The sequence below is a fragment of the Helicobacter bilis genome (genome assembly GCF_001999985.1).
GTDB classification, from domain to species: Bacteria; Campylobacterota; Campylobacteria; order Campylobacterales; family Helicobacteraceae; genus Helicobacter_A; species Helicobacter_A rappini.
In genome coordinates this window covers 1,744,418-1,770,641 of the sequence record NZ_CP019645.1, presented here as the reverse complement: position 1 = coordinate 1,770,641, position 26,224 = coordinate 1,744,418, and the positions used below count along the sequence as shown (strand labels likewise).

The window sequence follows — 26,224 nt, the reverse complement described above, 5'->3', positions numbered from 1 at the left end:
ATATTTGTAAATTATTGCTACAACTAACTCTTAGGGCGTTAATTTTCTTGCTTTGATTCTAGGATATTTCATTTATCCTTTGTTATATGTGGCATTGAAATGTATTTTTACACCAAATACACGCTAAAAACATGAAATATTTATAGAATCACATACAAAAATATCTACAAAAACAAACATAAATATCATATAATTTTCATTATTTTTCACAATGTCTTATTAGGACAAAATAGCACAAGGAGTTATCATGCGATTACATAAGATTCTCATATTTTCTGCACTCAGCCTTTCTATGCTGTATGCAAGGCAGAATGAGATTGCAATCATGGAGCAAGAGCATAAAAACACAGAATCTACAATAGAGCAAGAAAATGGCGTATTTTTACATGGTGGTTTAGAAGTGTTTAATAAAACTGCATTTAGCACGAAACAAGCATTGCCTAATAATAGCTATGGTTACGCCTTAGGGCAATTAGGCGTGGGGTATAAATATAATGATTTTCAGGTTATGATTGGAGCGGTTGCTGCTGGGCTTACTTATGATTCTACAAAAGGTTTGGGTTATAACTATGTGGGGGCATATCCGGGCTATCTCAATGACAAAGACGCAACAGCGGACAATACCCATAATGCGTTCGTGCATAATGCTTATATACACTATCAAACAGATTCTCTAAATATTAAAGCAGGGAGATTTGAGCAAGAAGATGATGATTGGTTTGATAGCTATGCTGAAGGTATAAACGCAGTGTATAAATTTGCGGATAACTTTCATGTAAAGCTTTTTGGCTCAAGCACAGTGGCACTTGTAGGTAATAGTTGGCTTACAGATTTTAGCACTACTTATTCTACTTATGGAATCTTAAATGCTGAAGTCGGCTATAATAACGACTTTTTAGATGCAAAGGCTTATGTGTATTATGGTGCAAAAGAGTATGTTGCACCGGGGCTTAGTGTGAGTGCTAGTTTTGGCGATAAAGAGAGTGTTAGCTATACTACAAAGCTAGTCGCACTTTTCCCTATACATAGTAAAAGCATTCTTGATATAGGTAATCACTTTTTCGCTGACTTTAAAGATCCCACCGGCTTTACTTCAAGCATTCTTGTGAGACAAGATATTGACATTTATGATACTTATAAAATCGCACTTGGAGTCTATAAAAATATAGGTAACGCAAATGCTAGAATGGGTATGTTTGGTAATCCTATCGGCATAGATATTTGGGATAATAGTGTGTATGGCACAGGCAGATCGCTTAATGCTTCTGTTGCCCCTGATGCCCTTAGTGTATTGCTTTTCACAGAAGCTAGATATGAAAAATTAGCAAAATTTGTAGAATCTTTGTCCTTTGGACTTGATGGGCGATATACCACTGCCCCGAGTGCGACAGAGTATTCATTGAAGTTTATTATCGATTGGCAGATTATAGATTCTGTAAGTTTGGGCTTAATTGCTAACTATTACACACATATCATGCAAAATGATGCGTGGAATGAACAAGATATTGCCCTAAATGGTCGCCATGTCCTTGATAGAAGCTATCTTATGTCATCTGTAACCTATGCGTTTTAGTTTTTTTACCCTTTTTCCAGATTTAATCATGCCTTATTTTGGGCATAGCATTATGCGAAATGCTATACATAATAAAAAGATTGAAGTAGAATGTATAAATATCCGCGATTTTGCTTCCAATAAGCATAAAAAAGTGGATAATGCCCTTATTGGCGGTGGAGCGGGCATGCTGCTTGATCCATTTGTGCTTGATTGTGCTTTACAGCAGGCAAGAGATTCACGCATTATATTTCTTAGCCCTTGTGGTGCGAGATTTAGTCATAAAGATTCTGTCCGCCTTAGCAAATATAGCCATATTAGCTTTGTGTGTGGGCGATATGAGGGCTTTGATGAGCGAAGTATTGAGCTACATGCGACAGAGATTTTTAGCATAGGCGATTTTATCTTAAGTGGTGGCGAGTTAGGGGCATTGTGTATGGCAGATTCTATTGCTAGGCATATACATGGTGTGCTTGGCAATGAGCTGTCTTTACAAGGTGAAAGTTTTGAATCTGGCTTACTTGAAGCACCAAATTTCACAAAATCAAAGCAGTTTGCTAAAAAAAATCAAGAAAATTTACCAACTTCAGCATATTTAAATGGAAATCACGCTATAATCGGCGATTTAAAACTTACCATGTCTAAGATGAAAACGCAATATTTTAGACCGGATTTATTAACATCATAAGTGAGGAAATCATGAAAAATCGATATATCGAGCAATTTGAAAAAGCACAACTTGAGAATAAGTCTGTGCCACAATTTAAAGCAGGTGATACTCTGCGTGTTGGGATTAAGATAAAAGAGGGTGACAAAACGAGAGTGCAAAACTTTGAGGGTGTATGTATAGCTATACGCGGTAATGGCGTGGATAGGACTTTTACCGTGCGTAAAATGGGTGCTAACAATATAGGTGTTGAAAAGATTTTTCCACTTTATAGCGATAGCTTAGAAAAAATAGAAGTGTTGCGTATTGGGCGAGTCCGCCGTGCAAAACTTTATTATTTGCGTAATAGAAGAGGTAAAGCTGCAAGGATTAAGGAATTAAGAAAAGAGTTGAATAAAAAAGAAGCATAATAGTCTCATTGTTTTCATACAATCTTTACTTCAATATGCTAATTGTGTTGTGTGGATCGTGCGGAATTTACCGCAAGATTCTAACACTTGAGATTCCAGAACTTTTTATGGATATTTAGAATCTGCCAACTCTCATCAAACCCTTGAATACTTTATGTGGATAGTATTGAGATATTTTTGAAATAATCTTATACAAGTAGTTTCGTTATATGAATAGCAAAGAAACCAAGAATTTTCTCCTTTTGGTAGATACAGACACATAGAGTGTAAAACATGAAATTTAGATTCTATAAGGGTTACTTTTTGTGTTTTTTTGATTATTGTTTGTGATAATTCTTGAGAAGACCATACGGAATCTAAAAGCCTAGAAAATCATATAAAGCCCATCAAACTTAGTTTAATTTCGCAAATATTACTTAGTATGATAAATAGATTCCGCAAAATCTCTGCTTTGTATTTTTTAAGCCTATATTTTTATATAGCAAGAAAAGATTCTAAATACACGCCACTAAAAACATAAAGAAATTGACAATCTCATTTCATTAAAGCAAAGTATGCTAAAATTAGCCACGCGATAATTAGCTTACACGATAAAACACAAACAAAAGGATTAAATATGAAAACTTATGATTTTAAAGCAATTTTTATGCAGACTTTGCATGATGAAGGTAATGCACTTTTAGCGTATAGTGGGGATTTGGGCGATTTAGATTCTATTATCAAGCTTATAATAAATATGAAAGGTAAGCTCGTGCTTATAGGAGTAGGCAAAAGCGGGCTAGTCGCACAAAAAATTTCAGCGACACTCTCAAGCACGGGCACACCAAGCATTTTTTTGCATCCCACAGAAGCTATGCATGGTGATTTAGGCGTATTGCAAAAAGATGATTGCGTGTTAGCGATTAGTTATAGTGGTGAGAGCGAGGAGATTGTAGCGATTTTGCCACATATTAGACGCATGGGGTTGCCTATCATTACTATGTCAAAGTCAAAAAAGTCGCGCATGTCTATGTTTGGCGATTATTTTCTGCCCTTAATTATAGAAAGGGAAGCATGTCCTTTGCAAACTGCCCCCACGACTTCCACCACGCTTACACTTGCCTTAGGCGACTCTCTTGCTGTGTGTCTTATGAGGGCTAGGGGCTTTAGTAAGAGTGATTTTGCAAGTTTTCATCCCGGTGGGAGTTTGGGTCGTATGCTTTTTATCAAAGTGAGCGATATTATGCAGACGCAGAATCTCCCCTTGCTCGATACTGCGATGAGTTTGCGTGATGCGATTAGTGTTATGACAAACGGGCGTTTAGGAAATGCATTTTTTGTAGATTCTAATTATAAATTGCTTGGTGTGCTGAGTGATGGCGATTTAAGACGAGCTATGTTTGATAAGGGTTTTAGCTTAGAATCTAGTGCTTTTTCTTATGCTACAAAAAATCCAAAAGCACTTTATGATAGCAGTATGCTTGCATTTGATGCTTTAAAGATTATTGAAGATTCTAAGATTCAGATATTACCTATTTTAACACAAGAGGGTGTGCTGGAGGGTGTTATTCATATGCATGATTTAATCCAAGCTGGGTTTTGTAAGTAAGTGTTATATGGGTTTAAGATGGTGGCTGTTTGTTAGAAATTTAGAATCCCAAATCTTGAAAGAGAACTTTTTTGTGATATGGTATCCCGTAGTTTCTACCGATGAAATCATATCTGTCGAAAACATAGAATTGAAATGCCACACAACATATAAAAAATACAATACCAAGGCAAAAGCCAATGATGATTTTGAGGCTTGAAAATAGCACGATAGACGCATTGAGTGTGGGCATATTGCGGAAAAAGGCAACACACACAATGCTGACTACAACAAAGCTTTCCCATATCACAAACCAAGGAATCATAAAAATTTGATTGCTGAGAGTTAGGGTAGCAGACAACCCTGTGAGAAAAAAGGCAACAACAAGAGCAAGGCATACACCAAAAACAACAAGGTTTTGTCGCAATGTGGGGATAAATACAAGAAAAAACGCAGGAAGATTCACAACAAAAAGGTAAAAAACAAGGATAATCCCCCCTTGATATAAGCTCAACAAAAGTATGTTCAAAAAGTGGCGTTTGTGTGATGAAGTATCGGTAAGCTAAAATGCCAAGAATGCAAAGTATCACATAAAGCACAAAGAGAAAGGGCAAAGAGAGAAAGAAACTCTTTGTTTTTATATTATTATGAGAATCCATACATTATCCCTTAGAAATATCAGCACATGCAAAGTATAAACCACGCATTATATATGCTTTATTTTTATGCAATTAAAGATGATAAGCCAACTTAAAACTGCTTTTTCTCTGCGTCTTCAAGAATCTGTTCTGCGATTTCATGCACTGCTTGACTAATCTCTTGTGAATGTCTTGCAACATCTGCACTTTGATGTGTGCTATCTTCGAGTTGCGTAACAGCTTCATTAATTTGGGCTACACCTTGTGCTTGTTCGTTTATGGTCTCTGCTACTTCATTTATCCCTTGTGATAGAATGTTGGCATTTGCTTCAATTTCACTTAAGCTTTTTTGCGTGCGTTCCGCTAGTTTCCTTACCTCATCAGCAACGACTGCAAAGCCCCTGCCATGCTCTCCAGCTCTTGCTGCTTCAATAGCAGCATTCAAAGCAAGCAAGTTTGTTTGATTTGCAATATCATTAATGATAGCTACGATATTTTTAATATCTTCACCTTGTTGCAACACTTCGTTCATACGCCCACGCATACTTTGCATTGAGGCTGTGATTTGCTCCAGTGAAGCGGCAGTTTGCGTTAGGGCTTGGGCTTGTTGCGTTGTGCCTTCTGTGAGTTTATTGACATTATCTTCAAGCGAATTTGACTTATCGTTAAGGCTTGTTGCAAAAGATTTCGAATCTTTTAGCATTCTTCTTATTTCGGCACCAAGTAGATTTGCAATGCTTTCGATATTGCCTTCTGCTTCAGGGATAGAGTTGCGGAAGTCAAGGTTTTTATACTGCTCAAAAAGCTTTTGAATCTCATTCATGTTGCTACCGATTTTTGTTTGTAAAACCTCAAGTAAATTATTTAGAATCTCTTGTAATTTAACCAATTGTGGATTATATGGCTTTTCTGTTAGACGCACTCTTAGGTCGCCATGCTCTACCCTATCTACAACATCTATGGCATCAGTAATGGCAGCCTTATCTTGCAGACTATGATTCTCAATATCTTTTACAACTGCATTAATTTTCTGTGCCATTCGCCCAAATTCATCTTTCTTATGAATCGCAATGCTATCAACTTTATTTGTTTTATAATCCAAAAATGCAAAGAAATTTTCCAAGCCAACATAGATTTTTTCAATATCGCTTTGCAAATAGAATTTTGCATAGCCAATAGTGATTAAGATAATAAAGATTGTAAGGACTAGCACGGTAACAATGATCGCATATCTTACCAAATATAGTTCTTCTAGCACTTCATCATAGGGTGCAAAACTCACCATAGTCCATACTACATTATCCCATATTTCAAATTTAAAGACACTTGCTAAACCTTTTGCACCGCTCTTAGATTCTATCTCAATAACCTTTGTATTCTCTCTCGCTCCAGCATCTGGATCATACTGCAATGCCGTAATCTCTTGGGCTGCTTTAGAATCCATAACCGCATCAAGAGATTCTCCAAGCTTTTTTGTATCAGGATAGAGCGTCAAGGCATTATAACGATTTATAAGAAAGCGTTCTGCATGTGCATATAAAGCGTGTTTTGGATTAAATACAACTTTTGAAAGACTATCCATATCAATTAGCGTTCCAAGCACACCAACAACCTCATCATTATTTGAAACGATTGGAAAAATCACGCCCACAACCGACTTTTCTACATTATTGTAAAGTATGCGATAAGGCTTTGTCAGAATCATGTCCTTTTGTGTGTATGCTTCTTTAATGTCTGGCATACCCTCAAAAATACTGCGTCCATCAGGCATTTTTATAACACCTTGCTTTGCTATCTCAATGCCCGTGTCGTATTCATTATTATCTGTATCTATGAGAGCAAATTCTAAATTACCGTTTGCATTATATAAGTTTGCGTTTGCTCTTCTACTACGAGAAAAAGAAGGGTGTTTAATCTGTGCGAAAGTGGTTATCATGGCGGGATCGTAATCCACAATGTAGCCTAAAAAGTGCATAAGAGAGTTATCACTAAGAGAGCTAGTCCCCTCCTCCCAGTCTGCATGGATTGCCTTTGTGATTGCCTCAAGATTCCCACCTGCGACATTGAAATAGTTCTCTACATCTCTAGCATCTTGAATAGCATTTGCAATAAGCGTTTTTTGTGCTTCATATTGCATACTATTTTCTAGTTTGCTAGATACAACCATATAAAGCACACACATGCCTAGCACTAAAGCTGTTGTTAAAAGAAAGCTGATTTTCTTGCCTATACTCATATCGCGAATAAACTGCATTTATACTCCTTGTTTTTCCTTTGTTTTTGCAGTGTAAGGTTGTTATTGTAGCCAAAATTACAAAAAAAAAAAAACATTTTTCATTATTTTTCATATTAAAGTTTAAAATTTTACATTTTTATATGCATGAATGCTTTGTGAGTGCTTTGATGTATATCTGATAGGTATAGTAGGTGTCCCTACTGATTAAAATTAATGGTTGTTGAGAGGCGAAAGAGGATCTCAATATTATCGATGAGAGTAGCACATCATACATTGCAGATATAAGACACCAACAAGATAGCAACCCAAAAACATTTTTTTTTTTTGCAAGATATGAGAAATTTAAGAAGACCTCATTCTATGTGTTGCCGTCTAAAAAGTTCTCAAATTGAGATTAAATTGAAAGTTTCTTGTAGCATGTATGCTAGGTAACTAACTATGCTGCAATACAACAACGATCGTATTTAAAAACACGCGTTTAAATATAATGACAAACAGATTATTCTCTAATTCATCTTAAGCCAACACAAATAGCCAATCTCGAATCTACAACGGAATATCAACCTTTGATATAAGATAAAAAGTAACTGCACCAAAGATAGCTGATAGTGGCACGGTAATAAGCCATGAAGCAACGATTCTATTGATTGCACTTCGTCTAACTAGCTCTTGCTTATAGGCTTTTTTCAGACTTTTACGCTCTTTTTTCTTCAATACGGGCAAATCGGCATTCTTCTTATCAGTTTTTGCAGCATTCTCTTTTAGCGATTGTAGCATCTCTTGCTTTTGCTTGATATTTGCGCGTTCAAATTTTGTTAAGAATCTTTGCACAGCTTCTTCATTTTTACCTTTATATGCCTCAATTACTTCTTGTTGCATAGTGTAGTAACGCTTTTTTAGATATTCACGCAAAAATCCAACGCCAAAAATCGCACCAATAGCAATGTGTGTAGAGCTTACAGGCAGTCCTAATTGTGAAGCAATAAGCACGGTGATAGCAGCAGAAAGGGCTACACAGAAAGCACGCATTTTATCAAGATCTGTAATCTCACTACCAACCGTCTTGATAAGTTTTGGTCCATAAAGGGCTAGTCCTAGCGAGATTCCAAGCCCACCAATAAGCATAATCCAGAATGGCACTTGTGCTTTACCACCAAACGCTTCCATAGTCGTCTCTCTAATTGCCTCATAGATTCCCGCTAAAGGTCCAATAGCATTTGCCACATCATTTGCACCATGTGCGAAGCTAAGAAGAGCGGCAGAAAATATTAAAGGGAGTGTAAAAAGCTCATTAATATCCTCTTTTGTATTTGAAAGCGTATCAGCCTTTTTAATGATAAATGGACGAGAAACAAAGAAAATAACAATTGCAATGGCTAATCCAGCAAGTAAGGCAACACCAAAACTCAGTTTAATCATGCCAGTTTTTTGCACCAAATACACGCTAAATGACCATGACATAATGAGAATTAGTAATGGCACAACGCGTTTTGCCGCAGTCTTTTTATCGCTTTGATAGGTAATAGATCGCTTAATGATAAATAAAAATATCATGGCGATTAAGCCACCAAGACAAGGTGATACAACCCAGCTTAATGCAATCTCTCCCATAGCACCCCAGTTTGCTATGCCAAAGCCACCAGCCATAATACCAGCCCCAAGCACACCACCAACAAGTGAGTGTGTCGTAGATACAGGCGCACCAAGCGCAGTAGCCACATGCAGCCAAATCGCCCCAGAAGTAAGGGCAGCAAGCATTACATAAATAAAGGTTTTACTATCTTGCAAACTCGCGGGATTAATAATGCCAGATTTAATCGTATCAACGACATCTTTTCCAGCAATAATCGCCCCTAAAGCCTCTGCAATCGCAGCGATGATTATCGCACCAACAAGTGTGATAGCATGAGACCCAACCGCTGGACCAACATTATTTGCCACATCATTTGCACCGATATTGAGAGCCATATAGCCACCCACAACCGCAGCAAAGATAAGCACAACAGGGCTACTGACAGGATAGCCAAAAGTGATAGCAATACCAGCAATAACAATAAAAAATGCAAGCACAATGCCAATCTTTATAATATCCTTTTGCCCAAATGATGTAGCATTCTCAATCTTGTTAATATTTTGAATATCCATAAAACCTTCCTTAAGACTTGAAATGGCACAAAAACCTTTTCATTATAGCTTAATATCTCACTCTTTGCTTTGCGAATTAGTGCAAATATGTCATTCATAGGTCACAAATGCATAGATTCTAGTATAAATAAACACATACAATTACAAATCCCATAATATTATCAACATATCACACATAGCCCATAAAAGACATATTATAAGAAATTAACTTAGAATCTTCTCTCCAATATTGCGATTATTGCATTACATTTTCACATATATATTTGTGTATTTTTGATAGAATACAAGCTTTTTAATTTTGTAATTTTTGGTAGAGAAAAAGGGAAAATATGGGACAAAATGACAATATCACAATCATAGGTGCAAAAGAAAATAATCTAAAAAATATAAATCTCTCTATCCCAAAAAATAAATTAGTCGTATTCACAGGTGTGAGTGGTAGCGGTAAAAGCACGCTTGCATTTGATACCTTGTATGCTGAGGGGCAAAGGCGATATATAGAATCTCTCTCAAGCTATGTGAGACAATTCCTTGATAAAGTAGGTAAGCCTAATGTAGAAAAGATAGAGGGGCTAACTCCAGCTATTGCCATAGATCAAAAGACGACTTCAAAAAATCCACGCTCCACCGTTGGCACTATCACAGAAATATATGATTATTTGCGACTTTTATATGCTAGAGTTGGTATGCAACATTGCCATTTATGCGGGGAAAAGATTAGCTCTATGTCATCAACTGATATTATTAATGAAGTTTTAAAATTGCCAAAAGATTCTAAACTCATCATTTATGCCCCCATTGTTAAAGAGAAAAAGGGAAGCTTTCAAGATAAATTAGAATCTTTACGCACAAAAGGCTATGTAAGAGCAAAGATTAATGGTGTGATGACAAGACTTGATTCTGAAATCACACTTGCAAAGACTAAAAAGCATAGCATTAGTATCGTTATGGATAGAGTGGTGCTAAATGAAGAAAATCATGCAAGAATAGCTTATGCGATAGAATCTGGACTAAAAGAATCTTATGGTGAAATTGAAGTTGAAATTTTGCAAGATTCAAAAGAGCATAATGAGATAATCCACTTTAGCGAACATTTAGCTTGTTTTCAATGTAAGGTAAGCTTTGAAGAGCTAGAGCCTGTAAGCTTTTCTTTCAATTCCCCAAAGGGTGCATGCAGAGATTGTGGTGGCTTAGGTGTGAAATACGCCCTTGATATGAATAGCATTATTACACAGCATGAGCCACTTAATAAAGGCGGGATAAAGTTTATTTTTGGATTCAATAAAAGCTATTATTACGCACTTTTTGAGGGTTTTTGTAATGCCTATGATATAAAGCCTAGTAGCACTTTTGCGGAACTCTCTAAAGATAAGCAAAACGCACTTTTATATGGCAGCACAAAAGATATTATGGTAACTTGGAAAAATAGCACGATAAAGCAGACTTGGCGTGGTGTCATGCAAATAGCCCTTGATGTGCTAAAAGATGATGCAACAGATTATATGGTAGAAAAAATTTGCAGTGGTTGTAATGGTAATAGGCTAAATCCACAATCTTTAAGCGTGAAAGTCGCAGATAAGGGGATAGCAGAAGTGATCAATATGCCAATTGAGCATTGCTATCACTTCTTTGATACAAAAGAGAATTTTTCCTACCTTAGCACACAGCAAAAGCAAATCTCAGATTCTATACTTAAAGAGATACGAGAGAGATTATTCTTCCTTTATGATGTTGGGCTAGGCTATCTTACACTGCATCGTGATGCGCGTAGTATTAGTGGAGGGGAGAGTCAGCGAATACGCATTGCAAGTCAAATCGGCAGTGGGCTAACAGGCGTTATGTATGTGCTTGATGAGCCAAGCATAGGATTACATGAAAGAGATACGCTAAAGCTTATTAAAACGCTAAAATCATTACAGGAAAAGGGTAATAGTGTCATTGTCGTAGAGCATGATAAAGAGACTATTATGCGTGCAGATTTTATAGTCGATATAGGACCGGGTGCTGGAATCTATGGTGGTGAAGTCGTCTTTAGTGGTAAGGTTAAAGATTTATTAAAAAGCAAGACTTTATCCGCACAATATCTAAATGGCACAAAAAAGATTGACTATAAATATAATAGAAAACAAGAGACATGGCTAAGTATGCGAAATGTTACTTTGCATAATCTCTGTAATATCAGCGTAAAGATTCCATTAGCAAACTTTGTGTGTGTAACAGGCGTTAGTGGTAGTGGCAAAAGCTCACTTATTTTACAGACACTCTTACCCGCCGCACAAGAATTGCTTAATCACTCAAAACGCATTCAGGCAAATAGCGGTGTAATTATTGAGGGCTTAGAGAATCTTGATAAAGTAATCTATCTAGACCAAAGTCCAATAGGCAGAACCCCAAGAAGTAACCCAAGCACTTACACGGGCTTAATGGATGATATACGCCATTTGTTTGCAGAGACAAAAGAGGCAAAAATACGCGGTTATAGTGTCGGTCGCTTTAGCTTTAATGTCAAAGGTGGCAGATGTGAAAAATGTCAAGGTGAGGGCGAAATAAAGATAGAAATGCACTTTCTACCCGATGTCATGGTGAAATGTGATGTATGCAAAGGTGCGAAATATAACCCCCAAACACTAGAGATTACCTATAATCACAAGAATATCGCCGAAGTCCTTGCTATGAGTGTTGATGAGGCATGTAGCTTTTTTAGTAAGATTCCAAAGATTTTTAATCGCCTTAAGACTTTGCAGGCAGTGGGGCTAGGCTATATCACACTCGGGCAAAGCTCACTTACACTAAGTGGTGGGGAAGCCCAAAGGATTAAACTTAGCAAGGAATTAAGCCGTAAAGATACAGGTAAAACGCTGTATATCCTAGATGAGCCTACAACGGGACTTCACTTTGCTGATGTGGATAAACTCACAGGTGTGCTACATCATCTTGTAAGTCTTGGAAACTCTGTCGTTGTGATTGAGCATAATTTAGATGTGATTAAAAACGCTGATTATATCATTGATATAGGACCAGATGGTGGCAGCGGTGGTGGGAAAATTGTAGATTGTGGTAGCGTAGCTGATATTATAAAAAATAAGGATAAAAGCGGGAGCTACACCGCACAATTTTTAGCAAATGAAGTGTTGTGATGGTTTTTAATGATTTTAAAAGATTAGTTGTCGTTTAATATAATAAAGTGGGGTTAAACACTAGCTCTTGGATTTCATTCTAGGCTTAGACGCACAACTTATTTATTCATGTCTTGTCGCCACAAACACCTTTGGGATCTAATCCTTAATAAGCTAAGATGTGATAATTCTAGATAAACTTGCGTTGCTTGGTGTTGCAATATAAAATAAAATTCTGTAAAATACTTTACAAAAATTTATAGCCATCACTCATAAAAAAAGGAAAATCATGCGTTTTTCAACTTTCTTTGCACCAACACTTAAAGAAGCACCAAAAGATGCAGTGTTAAAAAGCCATATCTATTTGCTTAGGGCAGGCTACATTCATCAAATAGGCAGTGGTATTTACAACTTTTTGCCATTAGCACAAATTGTAATGGATAAAATCAAAACCATAGTAAGAGAAGAGATGAATAGAGCCGGGGCAAATGAAATTACTATGGGATTTCTAACGCCAACAAGCCTTTGGGAGCAAAGTGGAAGATATGAAAAATATAGCGAATTAGCCCTTTTTACCGATAAAAAAGGGGCGTCTTTTGTGCTTGGTCCAACACATGAAGAGTGTGTAACAGAGATAGCAAAAACCTATATCAAAAGCTATAAGCAACTGCCACTTAATCTCTATCAAATCCATTTAAAATTTAGAGATGAGTTGCGTCCTAGATTCGGGCTTTTGCGTGCTAGAGAGTTTGTGATGAAAGATGCGTATAGCTTTCATGATTCTTTAGAATCTTTGAATAAAGAGTTTATAAATATGCGTGATACTTATGTGAGAATCTTTAGGCGTTTGGGGCTTGATTTTCGCATTGTTGAGGCGGATTCTGGTGCGATTGGTGGGAGTGGTAGTCGTGAGTTTATGGTGCTTGCTGAATGCGGTGAAGACACGATTGTAACCTGCAGTAAATGCGATTATGCTTCAAATATTGAAGCGGCAGTGCGTAAGCCAAAAACATGCGATGAGATTGCCCCACAAGCTACAAGCAATTATCATAAATTTGAAACGCCAAATGTAAAAACTATCGATGATTTGAGCAAGTTTTTTAAAGTCAATCCATTCTATCTTATGAAAGCGGTTGTAAAAAAAGTGATTTTTAAAGATAGCGTTGATATTGCTATATTTTTTATGCGTGGTAAAGATATGCTAGAGGATACTAAGGCATTAAACGCACTTCAGGCGATTGATCCTTCCGTGCTTGATATAGCCGATGCGGATACGGCATTTTTAGAATCTTATAAGTTGCCACAAGGCTCTATTGGTCCTATACATTTGCGTGCCTTGACAAATTCTCGTTTTATTGTGTTTGATAAGGAATTAGAGAATGGAGAGGATTTGATATGTGGGGCAAATGAGCATGGTTATCATTATGTTGGTGTGCAATTGGAGGAATTTGATGATTTATATTATCGCGATTTAGTCGCTGTGCAAGAGGGCGATTCTTGTGCTAAATGCGGTGGGACTTTGCGTTATAGTAAGGGCATTGAAGTAGGACATATTTTTAAGCTAGAGGATAAGTATTCAAAGCCTATGCAGGCTAATTTTCTTCTTTCAAGTGGCTCTAGTATGCCTTTTACTATGGGTTGCTATGGGCTTGGTGTAAGCAGACTAATATCTGCTATTTTAGAGCAAAAGGCAGATGAAAAAGGCTGTGTGTGGGGGGCTGTCGCACCCTTTAAGCTTGATATTATCATCTCAAATATGAAAAATGAAGAAGAGGTGCTTTTTGCTACAAATCTTTATACACAATTACAAGAGAAGGGCATTGAAGTCATACTTGATGATAGGAATGAGAGGTTTGGGAGTAAAATCGCTGATTTTGAGTTAATCGGCTTTGAATATGCCTTAATTGTAGGTAAGAGACTTGCTGAAAATAAGTTAGAATTAATAAAGCGAAATGGACTCATAAAGACAGAATATAGCAGCGTAAATATCTTAGAATCTTTGCTTGGGGTTTTGTAAATAAAGATTCTATAAATGTAGTTGTAGATTAAATAGTCTAAATTCCACACAGAAGATAAAGAATTGCTGATCTCATTTAAAGTGTAAGATAGTGTGCTTACAGGCAGTAGATGCACTAGTAATAAAAGTTTTAACAGGTTTTGATTTACTTATAATGTTAAATCATAACATCGGACATATTGGAAAGGTGGTTGTCTATTTACAAAAAATATGCCTTAAAAGTGATTCTAAATAATCTTTGATTTAAAGCTATCTTAACACTTGCTAGATTCTAATCTTAGAATCTTTATGGTTTTAATCTAAAAGAATATTCTGTAAAATACAGAATCTTTATCTTAATTTAAAAGGACAAATATGTTGCTAAAAAGTGTGTTAATGGGTTTTCTTTCATTTCATAGTGTAGATACAACCATGTTAAAAGAATGCGAAAATCACGCAGACATAATAAGCGGTTGTGTAGAGAGAGAATATCATTCAAATGGGAAAATTTATTGGGAAACACCATTTAAAAATGGTGGAAGAGAAGGCATAGAAAAGTGGTATTATAAGAGTGGTGAGCTTCGGGCTGAAATGCCATATAAAAATGGTGGAAGAGAAGGCATAGAAAAATGGTATTATGAGAGTGGTGAGCTTCGGGCTGAAATACCATATAAAAATGGTGAAAAAGAAGGTATAGAAAAGCGGTATGATGAAAATGGGAATCTAAAGATTGAAATACCATATAAAAATGGTGAAAAAGAAGGTATAGAAAAAGAATATTATTCAAATGGGAATCTTTGGATAGAAACACCATATAAAAATGGTGAAAAGGACGGCATGGTAAAGTCGTATTATGAGAATGGGAATCTAGGAGTAGAAACACCATATAAAAATGGCAAAAAAGAAGGCATGGTAAAGTGGTATTATGAGAATGGGAGTCTTTGGAGAAAAGCGCCATATAAAAATGGCAAAATAGAGGGCATAGAAAAATGGTATTATGAGAATGGGAGTCTAGCAAGTGAAAGACCACATAAAAATGATGAAGCACATGGCAATTTAAAATACTACACAGAAGATGGAGGGCTACTTGCTTTGCTTAAAGCCGAGAATGGCAAGATTACAAGCGGTAAATGCTATAATAATAAAGCCCCAACAAATAAAGATTTAGAAGAGATTGGTAGATTTTATAGTGCTGGCAAAGGAATTAACTATTTACAAAAAATATGCCTTAAAGAGAGTGATTCTAAATAACTTATGATTTAAAGCTATCTTAACACTTGCTAGATTCTAATCTTAGAATCTTTTAGGCTTTAATCTAAAAGAATTTTTGTAAAATACAGAATCTATTATTTCAATTTAAAAGGGGCAGTTATGTTTTTAAAAAGTGTGTTAATGGGTTTTCTTTCATTTCATAGTGTAGATACACCTATACTAAAAGAATGTAAAACCGAAGAAGACATAATAAGAGGTTGTGTAGAAAAAAAATATGATTTAAATGGGAAACTTATAAAAGAAACACCATATAAAAATGGTGAATTCGAGGGTATGGAAAAAGAGTATTATGAAAATGGGAATCTTCATATAGAAACACCATTTAAAAATGGTGGAAGAGAAGGCATAGAAAAATGGTATTATGAGAATGGGGAACTTAAAACTGAAATACCATATAAAAATGACAAAAGAGAAGGTATAGAAAAAGAATATCATTCAAATGGGAAAATTTATTGGGAAACACCATACAAAAATGGCAAAGCAGAGGGCATAGAAAAGTGGTATTATGAAAATGGGAATCTTTGGAGAGAAATACCATACAAAAATAACAAAGCAGAAGGCATAGAAAAGTGGTATTATGAAAATGGGAATCTTTGGAGAGAAATACCATATTTAAACAACTTGTTTCATGGGGATACGAGATTCTACACAGAAGATGGAAAACTACTAGCCTTATTTAAAGGTGAGAATGGCGAGATTATAAGTGGCAAATGCTTTGATGATAAAGTCTTAACAGACAAAGAAATAGACGATCTTAGTAGACCCAAAAGCATTGAAGAATCAATTAACTATTTAAAAGAAATATGCTCTAAATAATGTATAATTCTAGCCTTGTATGTATCAAATAGAATCTAAGCTATAAAAGGAAAAATATGGTATCAGTGGTGATTTTAGCGGCTGGGTTTGGCACACGAATGAAGTCAAATACACCAAAGGTTTTGCATAAGCTATGCGGTAAAAGCATGATTGAATATGTGATTGATACCGCATTAGAGATAAGCTCTGATGTGCATGTCGTGCTATATAATCAAAAAGAGAGAATACAAGCGTTTTTACAGGAAAAATACGCATGGCATATCGCTGATAAGATTACTTTTCACACGCAGTTGCATGATAAGTATCCGGGCACTGGCGGGGCTTTGATGAAAGAAAATAAGCAATTAATCGATATAAAAGGTGAAAAGGTGCTAATCCTTAGCGGTGATACGCCTCTAATCTCAAGCAGTGATTTAGAAATGCTAGTAAATGGGGCTGGCTCTATCAATCTTTGTGCGTTTGAGACAAAAAATCCTTATGGTTATGGCAGGATTATCAAAAAAGACAAGGATTTAAAACAAGCATTTGCCATAAAGGGCATTATCGAAGAGAAAGATTGCAGTTTAGACCAAAAAGAGATTAATATCGTAAATGCAGGGATTTACTGCTTTACTAAAGAGATTTTACAAGAGTATGTATCAAAGCTAGATTCTAATAACGCACAAAATGAATACTATCTCACACAGCTTATAGAACTCGCAAATAAAGATTCTAAAGACATTTTTGCCTTTATATGTTGTGAAAAAAATATGCTTGGGATAAATACAAAACTTCACCTTTCACAAGCAGAGCAGATACTCTTAACAAGGCTAAGAGAAAGGGCAATGGAACAAGGCGTTATCATGCAGATTCCAGAGAGCATTTATATAGAATCTAGTGTGTGTTTTGAAGGGGAATGTGTGCTTGAAAATGGGGTGAGAATAACAGGTAAAAGCTATATCAAAGATAGCCATATAAAAGCTCATAGCGTAGTGGAAGAAAGCGAGATTATAGAAAGTGATATAGGACCGCACGCACACATACGACCAAACTCACATATAAAAGATTCTCATATTGGCAACTTTGTTGAATGTAAAAATGCGAGTTTAGATGGAGTGAAAGCGGGGCATTTAAGCTATCTTGGCGATTGCGTGATAGGAGATGGGAGCAATATTGGAGCAGGTGTGATTACCTGCAATTATGATGGCAAGAAAAAGCATAAAACACATATTGGCAAAAATGTCTTTGTAGGGAGTGATTGTCAGCTTGTAGCCCCAATACATATCGCAGATAATGTGCTGATTGGTGCAGGTAGCACGATAACTAAGAGTGTAGAAGAGGGCAGCCTCTCTCTATCTAGGGCTAAACAGATAAATTATGCAAATGGATTCTATAGATTTTTCAAGCCAGAAGATGAGTAAGGATACTCGTGCAAACACAAGATAATCTCAATGAAAAGCAGCTACAAATAAACTACTATAAAAACATGGAGTTTTTTAAAAGTCTCAATCCAAAGCTTTTTCATGCCCTAAGCAAAGCCCCAACGCTTTACAACCTACATATTGATTCTTATGGATATAATGTAATCCATATCCCAACACAAACTATGCAATATCCGCTTATAAAAAGCACAAATGATAAAAACGCCCCTACGCATAAAACAAGTATGCAAGACACACATAAAGAACTTGCTAAAAATCCTATAAAAAATCCGCAATGGGAACTCTTTAGTAATCACGCATTAACTCCAAACGCACATTTTATAAATGAAGAGAAGCTAAATATCACAGGTAAGCTTTGCAATGATTTATTAAGAGAGAGTGTAAAAATGGGAGTGGAATCTAAATCTTGTCATGTTGAGTGTAGCAAAACATCTCAAAGTTTAGAATCTACGCCACTTGAATCTAATGCGAATTTTCAGTCATATTGTAATGAAAAGCAAGATTCTATATTAAAATCTAAAATTTGCCATATCGAGCGAAGCGAAATATCCAGCAAAACATTAAAACAGAATCTAGATTCTATAAAAATGCACCCTAAACCCTGCACCCACCAAGATTTGGTGGAGAATCTAGAATCTAAAACAACCACTTGTCATACTAAGCCTTTAGGCGAAGTATCTAATATAGAATCTAATAAAGATATTTCATGCTTACACACTCGCACGAGCGAAGCTTTTGCCCATACTTGCAAAAATGACAATACACAGAATCTAAATCTCGCAAAAGATTCTAAAACCACACAACAAGATTCAATACAAACACAAAGCAATCTCACACTCTATGAAAATCTAATAGAATCTTTTTGTAATTCCAAATTCCTGCCACAAACAAATATATATGGGCTTATGGGTGGTATGTTTTTACAAGAATTGCTAGAGAAAGACTATCAATTTTATTCCTTAATGATTTATGAAGAACATATTGATTTATTCCGCATTTCACTCTATTTTATCGATTATGATAGGCTATTTCAGCATGTTGGAAAGAACTCTTGCTTTATCATTATAAAGGATATATCATTTGAACTTGTAAGTGCGTTTTTACATGCAAAAAAGCTAACAAATAATTTTTTGAGTTTGAGTTTAACGCATTATACAACTGATAATGTAGCCCTGCTTAAAGACTTCATTTATAAAGAGAAAAAGGCTATTATGCGTGGTTGGGGTAGCTTTGAAGATGAGCTTATAGGCTTAAAAAATGCGTGTTTGAATCTAGCAGATTCTAGGCTTTTAAGCATGCGACCAAAGCGAGTAAATGCCCCAATTTGCGTTATAGGTAATGGGGCTAGTCTTGATTTATGTATTGATTTTTTGAAAGCTTATAAAGATTCTATGATTTTGCTTAGTTGTGGGACAGCTTTAAAGGTTTTGCGACATCATGGCATACGACCTGATTTTCAGCTAGAGATTGAGAGAGTGCCTTATCTCTCACAAGTTTTAAAGGAAGCAAATTTAGGTGATATTCCGCTAATATTCGCACAGACTACGGACACAAAAGCATGTAATTTAGCAAAAGAAAAATATGGATTTTTACGCGGTGGTAGCAGTAGTGCGTATTTAGATTCTACATATATTCCGCTAGAGTTTAGCGCACCTTTTGTTGGGAATGCTGGGGTTAGTATCGCGAGTCTTCTTGGGAGCGATGTGATACTATGCGGTATAGATTGTGGTTATATAGATGGGTATAGCAAACACGCTAAACATAGCTTTTATGGCGATGAAAATACAGAGATTCCAAAGGATTGCTTTCAAGTGGAGAGTAATAAAAACTTGCGTGTATTTAGCAATGACTTATTCTATCTTAGTGCGAAAAATATCGAACAAGCCATAAAGCTATACAAGCCAAATAGCGTGATTAATCTAGGCTATGGTATGCGTTTTCAGCATACAATAGCCCTAAATGAAGATGATTTTACACTAAAGCCTATTGATAAAGAAAGAGAACTGAAGCATTTTAAAGAGAATTTTACCCCCTATAAACTCATGCTAAACACACAAGAAATGCTAGATTCACTCACTGCGTTTAGTAATGCCTTACAAGAGATTCTCACACAGGATACACACACAATACAAGATATTTTTAACCTTACACAAGATATTTTTAATCTACTTCAAAAAAGCATTGATAATAAGATTATGCGTAAAAGCATCATTTTACTTGAGGGCAGTATCATGCACTTAAGCTATACGCATTTACTCGCACAACTTTTTGCAGGAACTACGAAGAATCTAGATTCTACAACAAATTGTCATTTTGAGCGTAGCGAAAAATCTAGCATAGAAACTAAAAAAGATATTTCGTGCTTACGCACTCAATATAACAAGAATCTAGAATCTATAAATTTTGCACCCCAAAGCCCTGCATACACTCAAGTGGCAGAACACCTAGATTCTAACAACTACACAGAAAACACGCATTTAATAAAGTTAAAAACACTTTATTCACAAGGACTTTTTTCGTTGATAAGTAGTAGCAAAAAAGCAATGGAAACTATAGGCTAAACAAACATATAATACCTTGAGATTAATGCCCTAAGTATTTCATATTACAGGGAATTGCATTAACTCAAACTGCAAAATGCGACAACTTTATGTAAGATTTGGAGTAACCTAGGGGATAACATGGTAATAATGCAGATAGAATTTCTATATAACATCACACATAACTTTTTTGTCTATTCATATCAGTTGCAAGGTATGGATTATCATCTTGCATTTTGTAGATTAACTCTTGTATGCTTTTTTTATTGTCATCTGCATTATCATATTGCATAATCCATTCTAGCTCTTTTTGTGTAATGCCTACGAGTTGTAGAAACTGGAGTTTGCCATGCTCTGTTGTAACGCCTTGTATCTCTGTATCATGCGTTACAATCATGGCGGTAATCAAGGATTTATCATCACGGCTAAGGGACTTGCCATCACCTGCGATAAATTGCAGATTCTCTAAATAGCTTTCTTGCGTGTTTGTAAAAAAAGCAAGATTTGCAAGCGTATTTAGCACCCATAGGCACTCTTCGGGCTTATTTGCCACAAGTTTAAAAGTCATCTCATAGCCCCAGCCACTCCATTCACCACCAAAAGATTCTTCGTTTGCGTATAACTCACTCATACCATAGGTAACAATATGCTGATATTCATTCATAGAAGTGTAAATGCTGTAACCATCAAGGTATTGATCGCCACCAAGATTCGCACGGGAGGCAAGATTTGTAGCATAATGACGCGGTTTTTGGTCGCCATAAATTGCGCTAAAACAAGATTCAATAGCTTCCCAACCGGGTGAATAATCTGGATTTTTTTCTATTTTCTGTTTATATTCTTCTAAAGTCATGGCAAGTCCCCTAAACTCAAAGTGATTTATAACTACAATCATATAATATTTAAGCTGAAATTTTGTTGATTTTTATTTACTCATGTATTTTTCATACACTAGATTCTATGCGTTTTGAATAGTATAGAAACAAATATCTTTTTAAAAGGTTTAGTAGTATATATTTATATAACTTTATATCAATTAGCTAAAGTTTTATTATATAAATACTATAAAATTTTAAAAAATTTAGCACTTGTTTATAAATATTGCTAAATTTATGCTATGATTTCAGCACATTTTATATAAGGAGTTTCTTATGAGTATTTTTGATAAATTGACAAACCAAATGAGAGAGATATTAAACAATGCGGCTCAATTTGCCATTACGCATAAAAATAATGAAACACAGCCCATTCACACATTGCTTGCCATGCTTGCAGATTCTAATATGCTTTTATATCAAGCATTGCAAAAAAATAATGAAAATATTAATGCCTTAATACAGAATCTCACACTTGAGATTGATAAATTGCCTAAAGTTAGCAATGCAAATACGCAAAATATGTCGCTTAGTAAATCATTGCAAGAAGCCTTGCAAAATGCCCTAAGCTTTGCTACAACACAAGGTGATAGCTTCATCGGTGTAGATAGCTTTGTGAGAGCAAATCTTGATTCACATTTCAAAGATTTGCTAAAAAATATTGATAAATTAGAGTTAATCAATACGCTAAAAAATATGCGAAAAGGTATGAAAATAGATTCTCAAAGTAGTGATGACACTCTTGAAACGCTAGATAAATATGGCATAAATCTTAGCAAACTTGCCGCACAAAATAAGCTAAATCCAGTTATTGGCAGGAATGAAGAGATTGAGCGAATGATGCAAATCTTAATTAGAAAAACAAAAAATAATCCTATCTTGCTAGGAGAACCGGGCGTTGGTAAAACCGCAGTTGTAGAGGGACTAGCCATAAAAATAGCAAAAAAAGAAGTGCCACTATCCTTGCAAAATAAGCAGGTTATAGCCCTTGATATGACTGCATTAATGGCGGGGGCAAAGTATCGTGGCGATTTTGAAGAGAGATTGAAAGCGGTTGTTGATGAAGTAAAAAATAATGATGAGATTATATTATTCATAGATGAGATTCACACTATTGTTGGGGCAGGTGCGAGTGAAGGTGGCATGGATGCAGCAAATATTTTAAAACCCGCATTAGCAAGGGGAGAGCTAAGAACAATAGGGGCTACAACACTAAAAGAATATAGAAAATATTTTGAAAAAGATGCAGCCCTTGCAAGGAGATTCCAACCTGTAAATATTAATGAACCAAGTCAAAATGAAGCCTTGCAAATCATGCGTGGCATTAAAGAAAGCCTAGAGGCACACCATAATGTAAGCATTACCGATGGGGCATTAGTCGAGAGTGTGAAGCTATCAAGTCGCTATATCACAAATCGCTATTTGCCTGACAAAGCTATCGATTTAATCGATGAGGCAGCAGCAGAACTCAAAATGCAAATAGAATCTGAACCAAAAGCCATTGCAAAAGCAAAAAGAGATATTGAAGCATTAGAAGTTGAAAAGGTTGCCCTAAACCTTGACAAAAACGAACAGCACAATACGCGTTTGCAAGAGATAGAAAAAGAACTCATAGATTCTAAAGAAAAGCTAAGCGGATTGCAAAGTGCCTTTGAAAATGAAAAGACACTATTTAGCGATATTGCAAAAGTGAAAAATGACATAGAATCTTTGCGTAGAGAAAGCGAGATAGCACGCCGCAGTGGCGACTATGCAAGGGCTGGAGAGATAGAGCATGGAAAGATTCCAAACGCACAAGCTGAATTAAAGAATCTTGAAGCAAAATGGCAGGATTTACAAAAGAGTGGCTCACTCTTAAAACATGCTGTAACAAAAGAGAGTATCGCAGAGATTGTATCGCGTTGGACTCAAATCCCAGTGGGTAAAATGTTAGAATCTGAAAAACATAGAATCTTGCATATTGAAGAGAATTTAAAAGCAAGTGTGATAGGGCAAGACAGGGCGATTGAGAGCATTGCCCGTGCGATTAAACGCAATAAAGCAGGGCTTAATGATGCAAATCGTCCTATTGCTAGTTTCTTGTTTTTAGGGTCTAGTGGTGTTGGTAAAACGCAGAGTGCAAAGGCATTAGCAAAGTTTTTGTTTGATAGTGAAAAAGAACTTGTGCGACTTGATATGAGTGAGTATATGCAAGAGATTGATGCGACAAAGCTAACCGGTGCAGCCCCCGGCTATGTGGGCTATGAAGAGGGCGGAATCTTGACTGAAGCCATTAAAAGAAAGCCTTATAGTGTCGTGCTTTTTGATGAGGTGGAAAAGGCGCATCCAAAAGTCTTTAATGTGCTTTTACAAGTGTTAGATGATGGCAGATTGAGTGATAATAAGGGTGTTGTTGTGGATTTTAAAAACACAATTATTATCCTAACGAGTAATATAGGCAGTGAATTTATTTGCGAAGATTCTAAAGAAGTGGCAATGAAAAGAGATGATATTGCGGCTTTACAAAAAGCAATAAAAGAGGGCAATATAGAATCTAGAGAGAAATTAGAGAGAGAAAAAGAGATTCTAAACAGCTTAGTAGAAGCACAAAGGGCTTCTCAAATGGAGAAAATCGAGCAAGAGTTAAAGAAATTTTTTAGACCAGAATTTCTAAATCGACTCGATGATAAGATTATTTTCAACGCTTTAAGTAAAGATGATATTAGAAATATTATTGATATTTTAACACAGCAGGTAGCCCTAAAACTTAAGGATAGAAATATCACGCTTGTTTTAACAGATTCTATGAAAGATTATCTAGCAGATTCTGGCTTTGATCCTGTATTTGGTGCAAGACCGCTAAAAAGGGCAGTGCAAAGAGAGATTGAAGACAGACTTGCAGATTTAATCCTTAATGAAGAGCTAAGCGAACAAAGCAAGGTGATATTTGATATTGTGGAGAATAGTGTAAAAACGCAGGTGGTATCAATGTAGTGTAAAAAATCTTTGGTATGCCCTACCCTTTGGGGTGGGCTTACTTCGGTCCTTCTTGCATTCTATGTTGAATCTTAAAAATGTCATGTGTGATTGGAGCGAAATATCTAAGATTTCAGAAGCTACAAATGTAAAATTTTAGCGAAAATTCACTAAGACTCTTGTAAAAAAAGGGGGGGGGCTTTATGTCTTATTTTACATTACATTTAAGCTTAGGTAGATCACTTATAAGAAACGAAAGAGTGTGTTTGATACCCTTTTCTGTTGATTCTATATAGGATTTACCGATGGTACTTATAGAATCAATACATTCATTGTGTGTATAATATACTTCTAGATTGTATTTGCCTTGTTGCTTATGTTGCTTTTTTATGTAATAAAGGATGATAGGTAATCTTAAAAAGCCTACAAAATGTTTTGTATTAAGCAATAAGGCTTCCCCAATTTTATACGCATAAGAAAGCCTTGCAATATAGTCTTTCATATTCATTGTTAAAGCATCGACATTTGAATGCGTTTTCAATGTGTGATCCATTCTTTGGATAAAAAAGTCTCGATACAATCTGTAATCAATAGGTCGCAAACCTTCATGTATTCCACTACTGCAAGCAAGATTATCATCGGAATCATAGTTGGCAAACCATATAAGATCTGGCTCTGGCACATACTCTAAAAATGGCATTCTTCCAAAGATATTGTGTCCGACAAAGCATAGCTTACCCCCCCCCCCCCATTTATTAGCCGATTTTCTTTTTGCATAATTTCATAATAAGAATCTATAAAATAGGAAAGATCTAGCCTCGTTGTAAATAAAATATCATATCGTGTATAAAGCATATAATCATATTCTATATTGTGTTGTTTCGCATATTCTCGCCTTATTTCATTTGCTCTTTTATAGCTCAGCATAAACCCGCGTTCTTCTTGTAATGTTTCGATTGCGTATCGCTTTGGCTTGTATGTATTTATTATGTCGTCTTTATCATCTTGGCTTAATGGTTTGCCACTTAATGTTGCATTGTCTTTATGCCATGAAGTTTGCGCGACTGGCTCAAACATGTCCCATGTGTGCATAAAAATATCAATATCCCATTTTTCTTTATTTGTCTCAACAATATTTTTCAAAAAGGATTCCGCAGTATCCTTATATGTTCTAGTGTGTCCTATTAGATGAATGGCTAATTTTTTCATTACAAATCCTTCTCTAAAATTAATACTTCCATCAGATCTATGTGTAAATCTACTCAATCACTCTCTTGCTCATCCTCACTTTGTGTTTGTAATTCCGGTTCTTTTTTGCCTGTGTTTCTAATCCTATTATGTGCATAATCTACAATTCTTTGTGCGATTTTTTGTAAAGGTAGAATCTCTCGCACAGCACCGATTTCAATAGCTTTTTTAGGCATACCAAATACAACACAGCTTGCTTCATCTTGTGCGATAGTGTATGCACCATTATCAAACAATTCTTTCATACCTATCATGCCATCATCGCCCATTCCAGTAAGGATAATAGCAAGGGCGTTTTTACCTGAGGCATTATTCGCACTTCTAAATAATACATCAACACTTGGTCTATGCCTACTCACCCTATTTGCTTCAAGCGGTGAGGCATAATATTTCCCTCCCTCACAACTTACCACAACATGTGCATCACCATTTGCAACATAGGCACAATCACTTTGCAACTGCGTCTTTGCATTGACTTCAAATATATCGATTTGACTATGTGCGTTTAGTCTTGCTACTAGCGATGCGGAAAAAAGCTTTGGGATATGCTGCACTACAACAATGGGTGGTAATCCCTTTGGTAATTCTGCAAAAATCTTATTCAGTGCCTCTGTCCCACCCGTTGAGCTGCCGATAACAATGAGTTTATCTCTTGATAATACGCAAGGATTTTTAGGCAATACTGAATCTGGGTGATATTTCTGCTCTATCTGTCGCGATAAAACATTGTTATTACTTTTTTTGTCATCTTTTTTTAACGCCATACCACT

At 35.9% G+C, this 26,224-nt stretch carries 18 protein-coding genes; 11 read left to right on the top strand and 7 right to left on the bottom strand.

Going from position 1 to position 26,224, the window contains the following annotated elements:
* Window positions 1-247: 247 nt before the first annotated feature.
* The 4 genes from XJ32_RS08100 (at window position 248) to XJ32_RS08085 (ending at window position 4,217) form a co-directional block, all read left to right on the top strand.
* Complete coding sequence (locus tag XJ32_RS08100; RefSeq protein ID WP_077388964.1) at window positions 248-1,573, top strand: outer membrane family protein; 1,326 nt, start codon at window positions 248-250, stop codon at window positions 1,571-1,573.
* Window positions 1,563-2,240 (top strand): tRNA (guanosine(37)-N1)-methyltransferase TrmD, encoded by a 678-nt coding sequence (gene trmD / locus XJ32_RS08095; protein ID WP_077388963.1) that lies wholly within the window; start codon window positions 1,563-1,565, stop codon window positions 2,238-2,240. Before XJ32_RS08100 ends, trmD begins: the two co-directional genes overlap by 11 nt.
* A gap of 11 nt (window positions 2,241-2,251) precedes the next feature.
* Entirely contained in the window at window positions 2,252-2,629 is a 378-nt protein-coding gene (rplS, locus tag XJ32_RS08090; RefSeq protein WP_004088603.1) for a 50S ribosomal protein L19, read from the top strand.
* A gap of 616 nt (window positions 2,630-3,245) precedes the next feature.
* On the top strand, window positions 3,246-4,217 hold the full coding sequence (locus XJ32_RS08085; protein ID WP_077388962.1) for a KpsF/GutQ family sugar-phosphate isomerase: 972 nt from the start codon (window positions 3,246-3,248) through the stop codon (window positions 4,215-4,217).
* A 40-nt stretch (window positions 4,218-4,257) separates the two neighbouring features.
* Here the strand turns inward: XJ32_RS08085 and XJ32_RS08080 are convergent, their stop codons facing one another.
* The 3 genes from XJ32_RS08080 to XJ32_RS08070 form a co-directional block, all read right to left on the bottom strand.
* Entirely contained in the window at window positions 4,258-4,713 is a 456-nt protein-coding gene (locus tag XJ32_RS08080) for a hypothetical protein (RefSeq protein WP_254422322.1), read from the bottom strand.
* A gap of 233 nt (window positions 4,714-4,946) precedes the next feature.
* On the bottom strand, window positions 4,947-7,088 hold the full coding sequence (locus tag XJ32_RS13490; protein ID WP_077388961.1) for a methyl-accepting chemotaxis protein: 2,142 nt from the start codon (window positions 7,086-7,088) through the stop codon (window positions 4,947-4,949).
* A gap of 528 nt (window positions 7,089-7,616) precedes the next feature.
* Window positions 7,617-9,215, bottom strand: coding sequence for an inorganic phosphate transporter (locus XJ32_RS08070; protein WP_077388960.1), 1,599 nt, complete (start codon window positions 9,213-9,215; stop codon window positions 7,617-7,619).
* A 329-nt stretch (window positions 9,216-9,544) separates the two neighbouring features.
* Here XJ32_RS08070 and uvrA point away from each other — a divergent pair, with 329 nt between their 5' ends.
* The 6 genes from uvrA (at window position 9,545) to XJ32_RS08040 (ending at window position 20,397) form a co-directional block, all read left to right on the top strand.
* Window positions 9,545-12,352, top strand: a complete 2,808-nt coding sequence (gene uvrA / locus XJ32_RS08065) for an excinuclease ABC subunit UvrA (protein WP_077388959.1) — start codon at window positions 9,545-9,547, stop codon at window positions 12,350-12,352.
* A gap of 268 nt (window positions 12,353-12,620) precedes the next feature.
* A complete protein-coding gene (locus XJ32_RS08060) occupies window positions 12,621-14,348 on the top strand; it encodes a proline--tRNA ligase (RefSeq protein ID WP_077388958.1) in 1,728 nt (575 codons plus the stop codon).
* A 354-nt stretch (window positions 14,349-14,702) separates the two neighbouring features.
* Complete coding sequence (locus XJ32_RS08055; RefSeq protein WP_077388957.1) at window positions 14,703-15,578, top strand: toxin-antitoxin system YwqK family antitoxin; 876 nt, start codon at window positions 14,703-14,705, stop codon at window positions 15,576-15,578.
* A gap of 120 nt (window positions 15,579-15,698) precedes the next feature.
* Window positions 15,699-16,415, top strand: a complete 717-nt coding sequence (locus XJ32_RS08050; RefSeq protein WP_155761489.1) for a toxin-antitoxin system YwqK family antitoxin — start codon at window positions 15,699-15,701, stop codon at window positions 16,413-16,415.
* A gap of 56 nt (window positions 16,416-16,471) precedes the next feature.
* Window positions 16,472-17,815, top strand: coding sequence for a bifunctional UDP-N-acetylglucosamine diphosphorylase/glucosamine-1-phosphate N-acetyltransferase GlmU (glmU, locus tag XJ32_RS08045; protein WP_077388956.1), 1,344 nt, complete (start codon window positions 16,472-16,474; stop codon window positions 17,813-17,815).
* Window positions 17,816-17,823: 8 nt separating this feature from the next.
* Entirely contained in the window at window positions 17,824-20,397 is a 2,574-nt protein-coding gene (locus XJ32_RS08040) for a motility associated factor glycosyltransferase family protein (RefSeq protein ID WP_254422321.1), read from the top strand.
* A 154-nt stretch (window positions 20,398-20,551) separates the two neighbouring features.
* On the opposite strand, the gene XJ32_RS08035 is transcribed toward XJ32_RS08040, so the two are convergent.
* Window positions 20,552-21,229: a suppressor of fused domain protein gene (locus XJ32_RS08035; RefSeq protein ID WP_077388955.1), complete on the bottom strand. Its 678-nt coding sequence runs from the start codon at window positions 21,227-21,229 to the stop codon at window positions 20,552-20,554.
* 298 nt (window positions 21,230-21,527) lie between these two features.
* Between XJ32_RS08035 and XJ32_RS08030 the strand changes: the two genes are divergently transcribed.
* Window positions 21,528-24,224, top strand: coding sequence for an ATP-dependent Clp protease ATP-binding subunit (locus tag XJ32_RS08030; RefSeq protein ID WP_077388954.1), 2,697 nt, complete (start codon window positions 21,528-21,530; stop codon window positions 24,222-24,224).
* Window positions 24,225-24,414: 190 nt separating this feature from the next.
* Here the strand turns inward: XJ32_RS08030 and XJ32_RS08025 are convergent, their stop codons facing one another.
* Genes XJ32_RS08025 through XJ32_RS08015 form a run of 3 tightly spaced genes read right to left on the bottom strand, consistent with a single transcriptional unit; the run spans window position 24,415 to window position 26,218 of the window.
* Entirely contained in the window at window positions 24,415-24,906 is a 492-nt protein-coding gene (locus XJ32_RS08025) for a DUF8374 domain-containing protein (RefSeq protein WP_077388953.1), read from the bottom strand.
* Window positions 24,894-25,415, bottom strand: a complete 522-nt coding sequence (locus tag XJ32_RS08020; RefSeq protein WP_077388952.1) for a hypothetical protein — start codon at window positions 25,413-25,415, stop codon at window positions 24,894-24,896. Before XJ32_RS08020 ends, XJ32_RS08025 begins: the two co-directional genes overlap by 13 nt.
* Before the next feature lie 53 nt (window positions 25,416-25,468).
* The gene (locus XJ32_RS08015) at window positions 25,469-26,218 is read right to left on the bottom strand and encodes a CheB methylesterase domain-containing protein (RefSeq protein ID WP_077388951.1); all 750 of its coding nucleotides are present in this window, start codon (window positions 26,216-26,218) and stop codon (window positions 25,469-25,471) included.
* Window positions 26,219-26,224 lie beyond the last annotated feature (6 nt).

Bases quoted from the DNA above. Each gene is read 5' to 3' on its own strand.
- XJ32_RS08070 (WP_077388960.1), bottom strand. From the start codon at position 9,215: ATGGATATTCAAAATATTAACAAGATTGAGAATGCTACATCATTTGGG.
- XJ32_RS08030 (WP_077388954.1), top strand. From the start codon at position 21,528: ATGAGTATTTTTGATAAATTGACAAACCAAATGAGAGAGATATTAAAC.
- XJ32_RS08055 (WP_077388957.1), top strand. From the start codon at position 14,703: ATGTTGCTAAAAAGTGTGTTAATGGGTTTTCTTTCATTTCATAGTGTA.
- XJ32_RS08085 (WP_077388962.1), top strand. From the start codon at position 3,246: ATGAAAACTTATGATTTTAAAGCAATTTTTATGCAGACTTTGCATGAT.
- XJ32_RS08015 (WP_077388951.1), bottom strand. From the start codon at position 26,218: ATGGCGTTAAAAAAAGATGACAAAAAAAGTAATAACAATGTTTTATCG.
- XJ32_RS08025 (WP_077388953.1), bottom strand. From the start codon at position 24,906: ATGCCATTTTTAGAGTATGTGCCAGAGCCAGATCTTATATGGTTTGCC.
- XJ32_RS08020 (WP_077388952.1), bottom strand. From the start codon at position 25,415: ATGAAAAAATTAGCCATTCATCTAATAGGACACACTAGAACATATAAG.
- XJ32_RS08060 (WP_077388958.1), top strand. From the start codon at position 12,621: ATGCGTTTTTCAACTTTCTTTGCACCAACACTTAAAGAAGCACCAAAA.
- XJ32_RS08035 (WP_077388955.1), bottom strand. From the start codon at position 21,229: ATGACTTTAGAAGAATATAAACAGAAAATAGAAAAAAATCCAGATTAT.
- XJ32_RS08050 (WP_155761489.1), top strand. From the start codon at position 15,699: ATGTTTTTAAAAAGTGTGTTAATGGGTTTTCTTTCATTTCATAGTGTA.
- XJ32_RS13490 (WP_077388961.1), bottom strand. From the start codon at position 7,088: ATGCAGTTTATTCGCGATATGAGTATAGGCAAGAAAATCAGCTTTCTT.
- rplS (WP_004088603.1), top strand. From the start codon at position 2,252: ATGAAAAATCGATATATCGAGCAATTTGAAAAAGCACAACTTGAGAAT.
- glmU (WP_077388956.1), top strand. From the start codon at position 16,472: ATGGTATCAGTGGTGATTTTAGCGGCTGGGTTTGGCACACGAATGAAG.
- trmD (WP_077388963.1), top strand. From the start codon at position 1,563: ATGCGTTTTAGTTTTTTTACCCTTTTTCCAGATTTAATCATGCCTTAT.
- XJ32_RS08100 (WP_077388964.1), top strand. From the start codon at position 248: ATGCGATTACATAAGATTCTCATATTTTCTGCACTCAGCCTTTCTATG.
- uvrA (WP_077388959.1), top strand. From the start codon at position 9,545: ATGGGACAAAATGACAATATCACAATCATAGGTGCAAAAGAAAATAAT.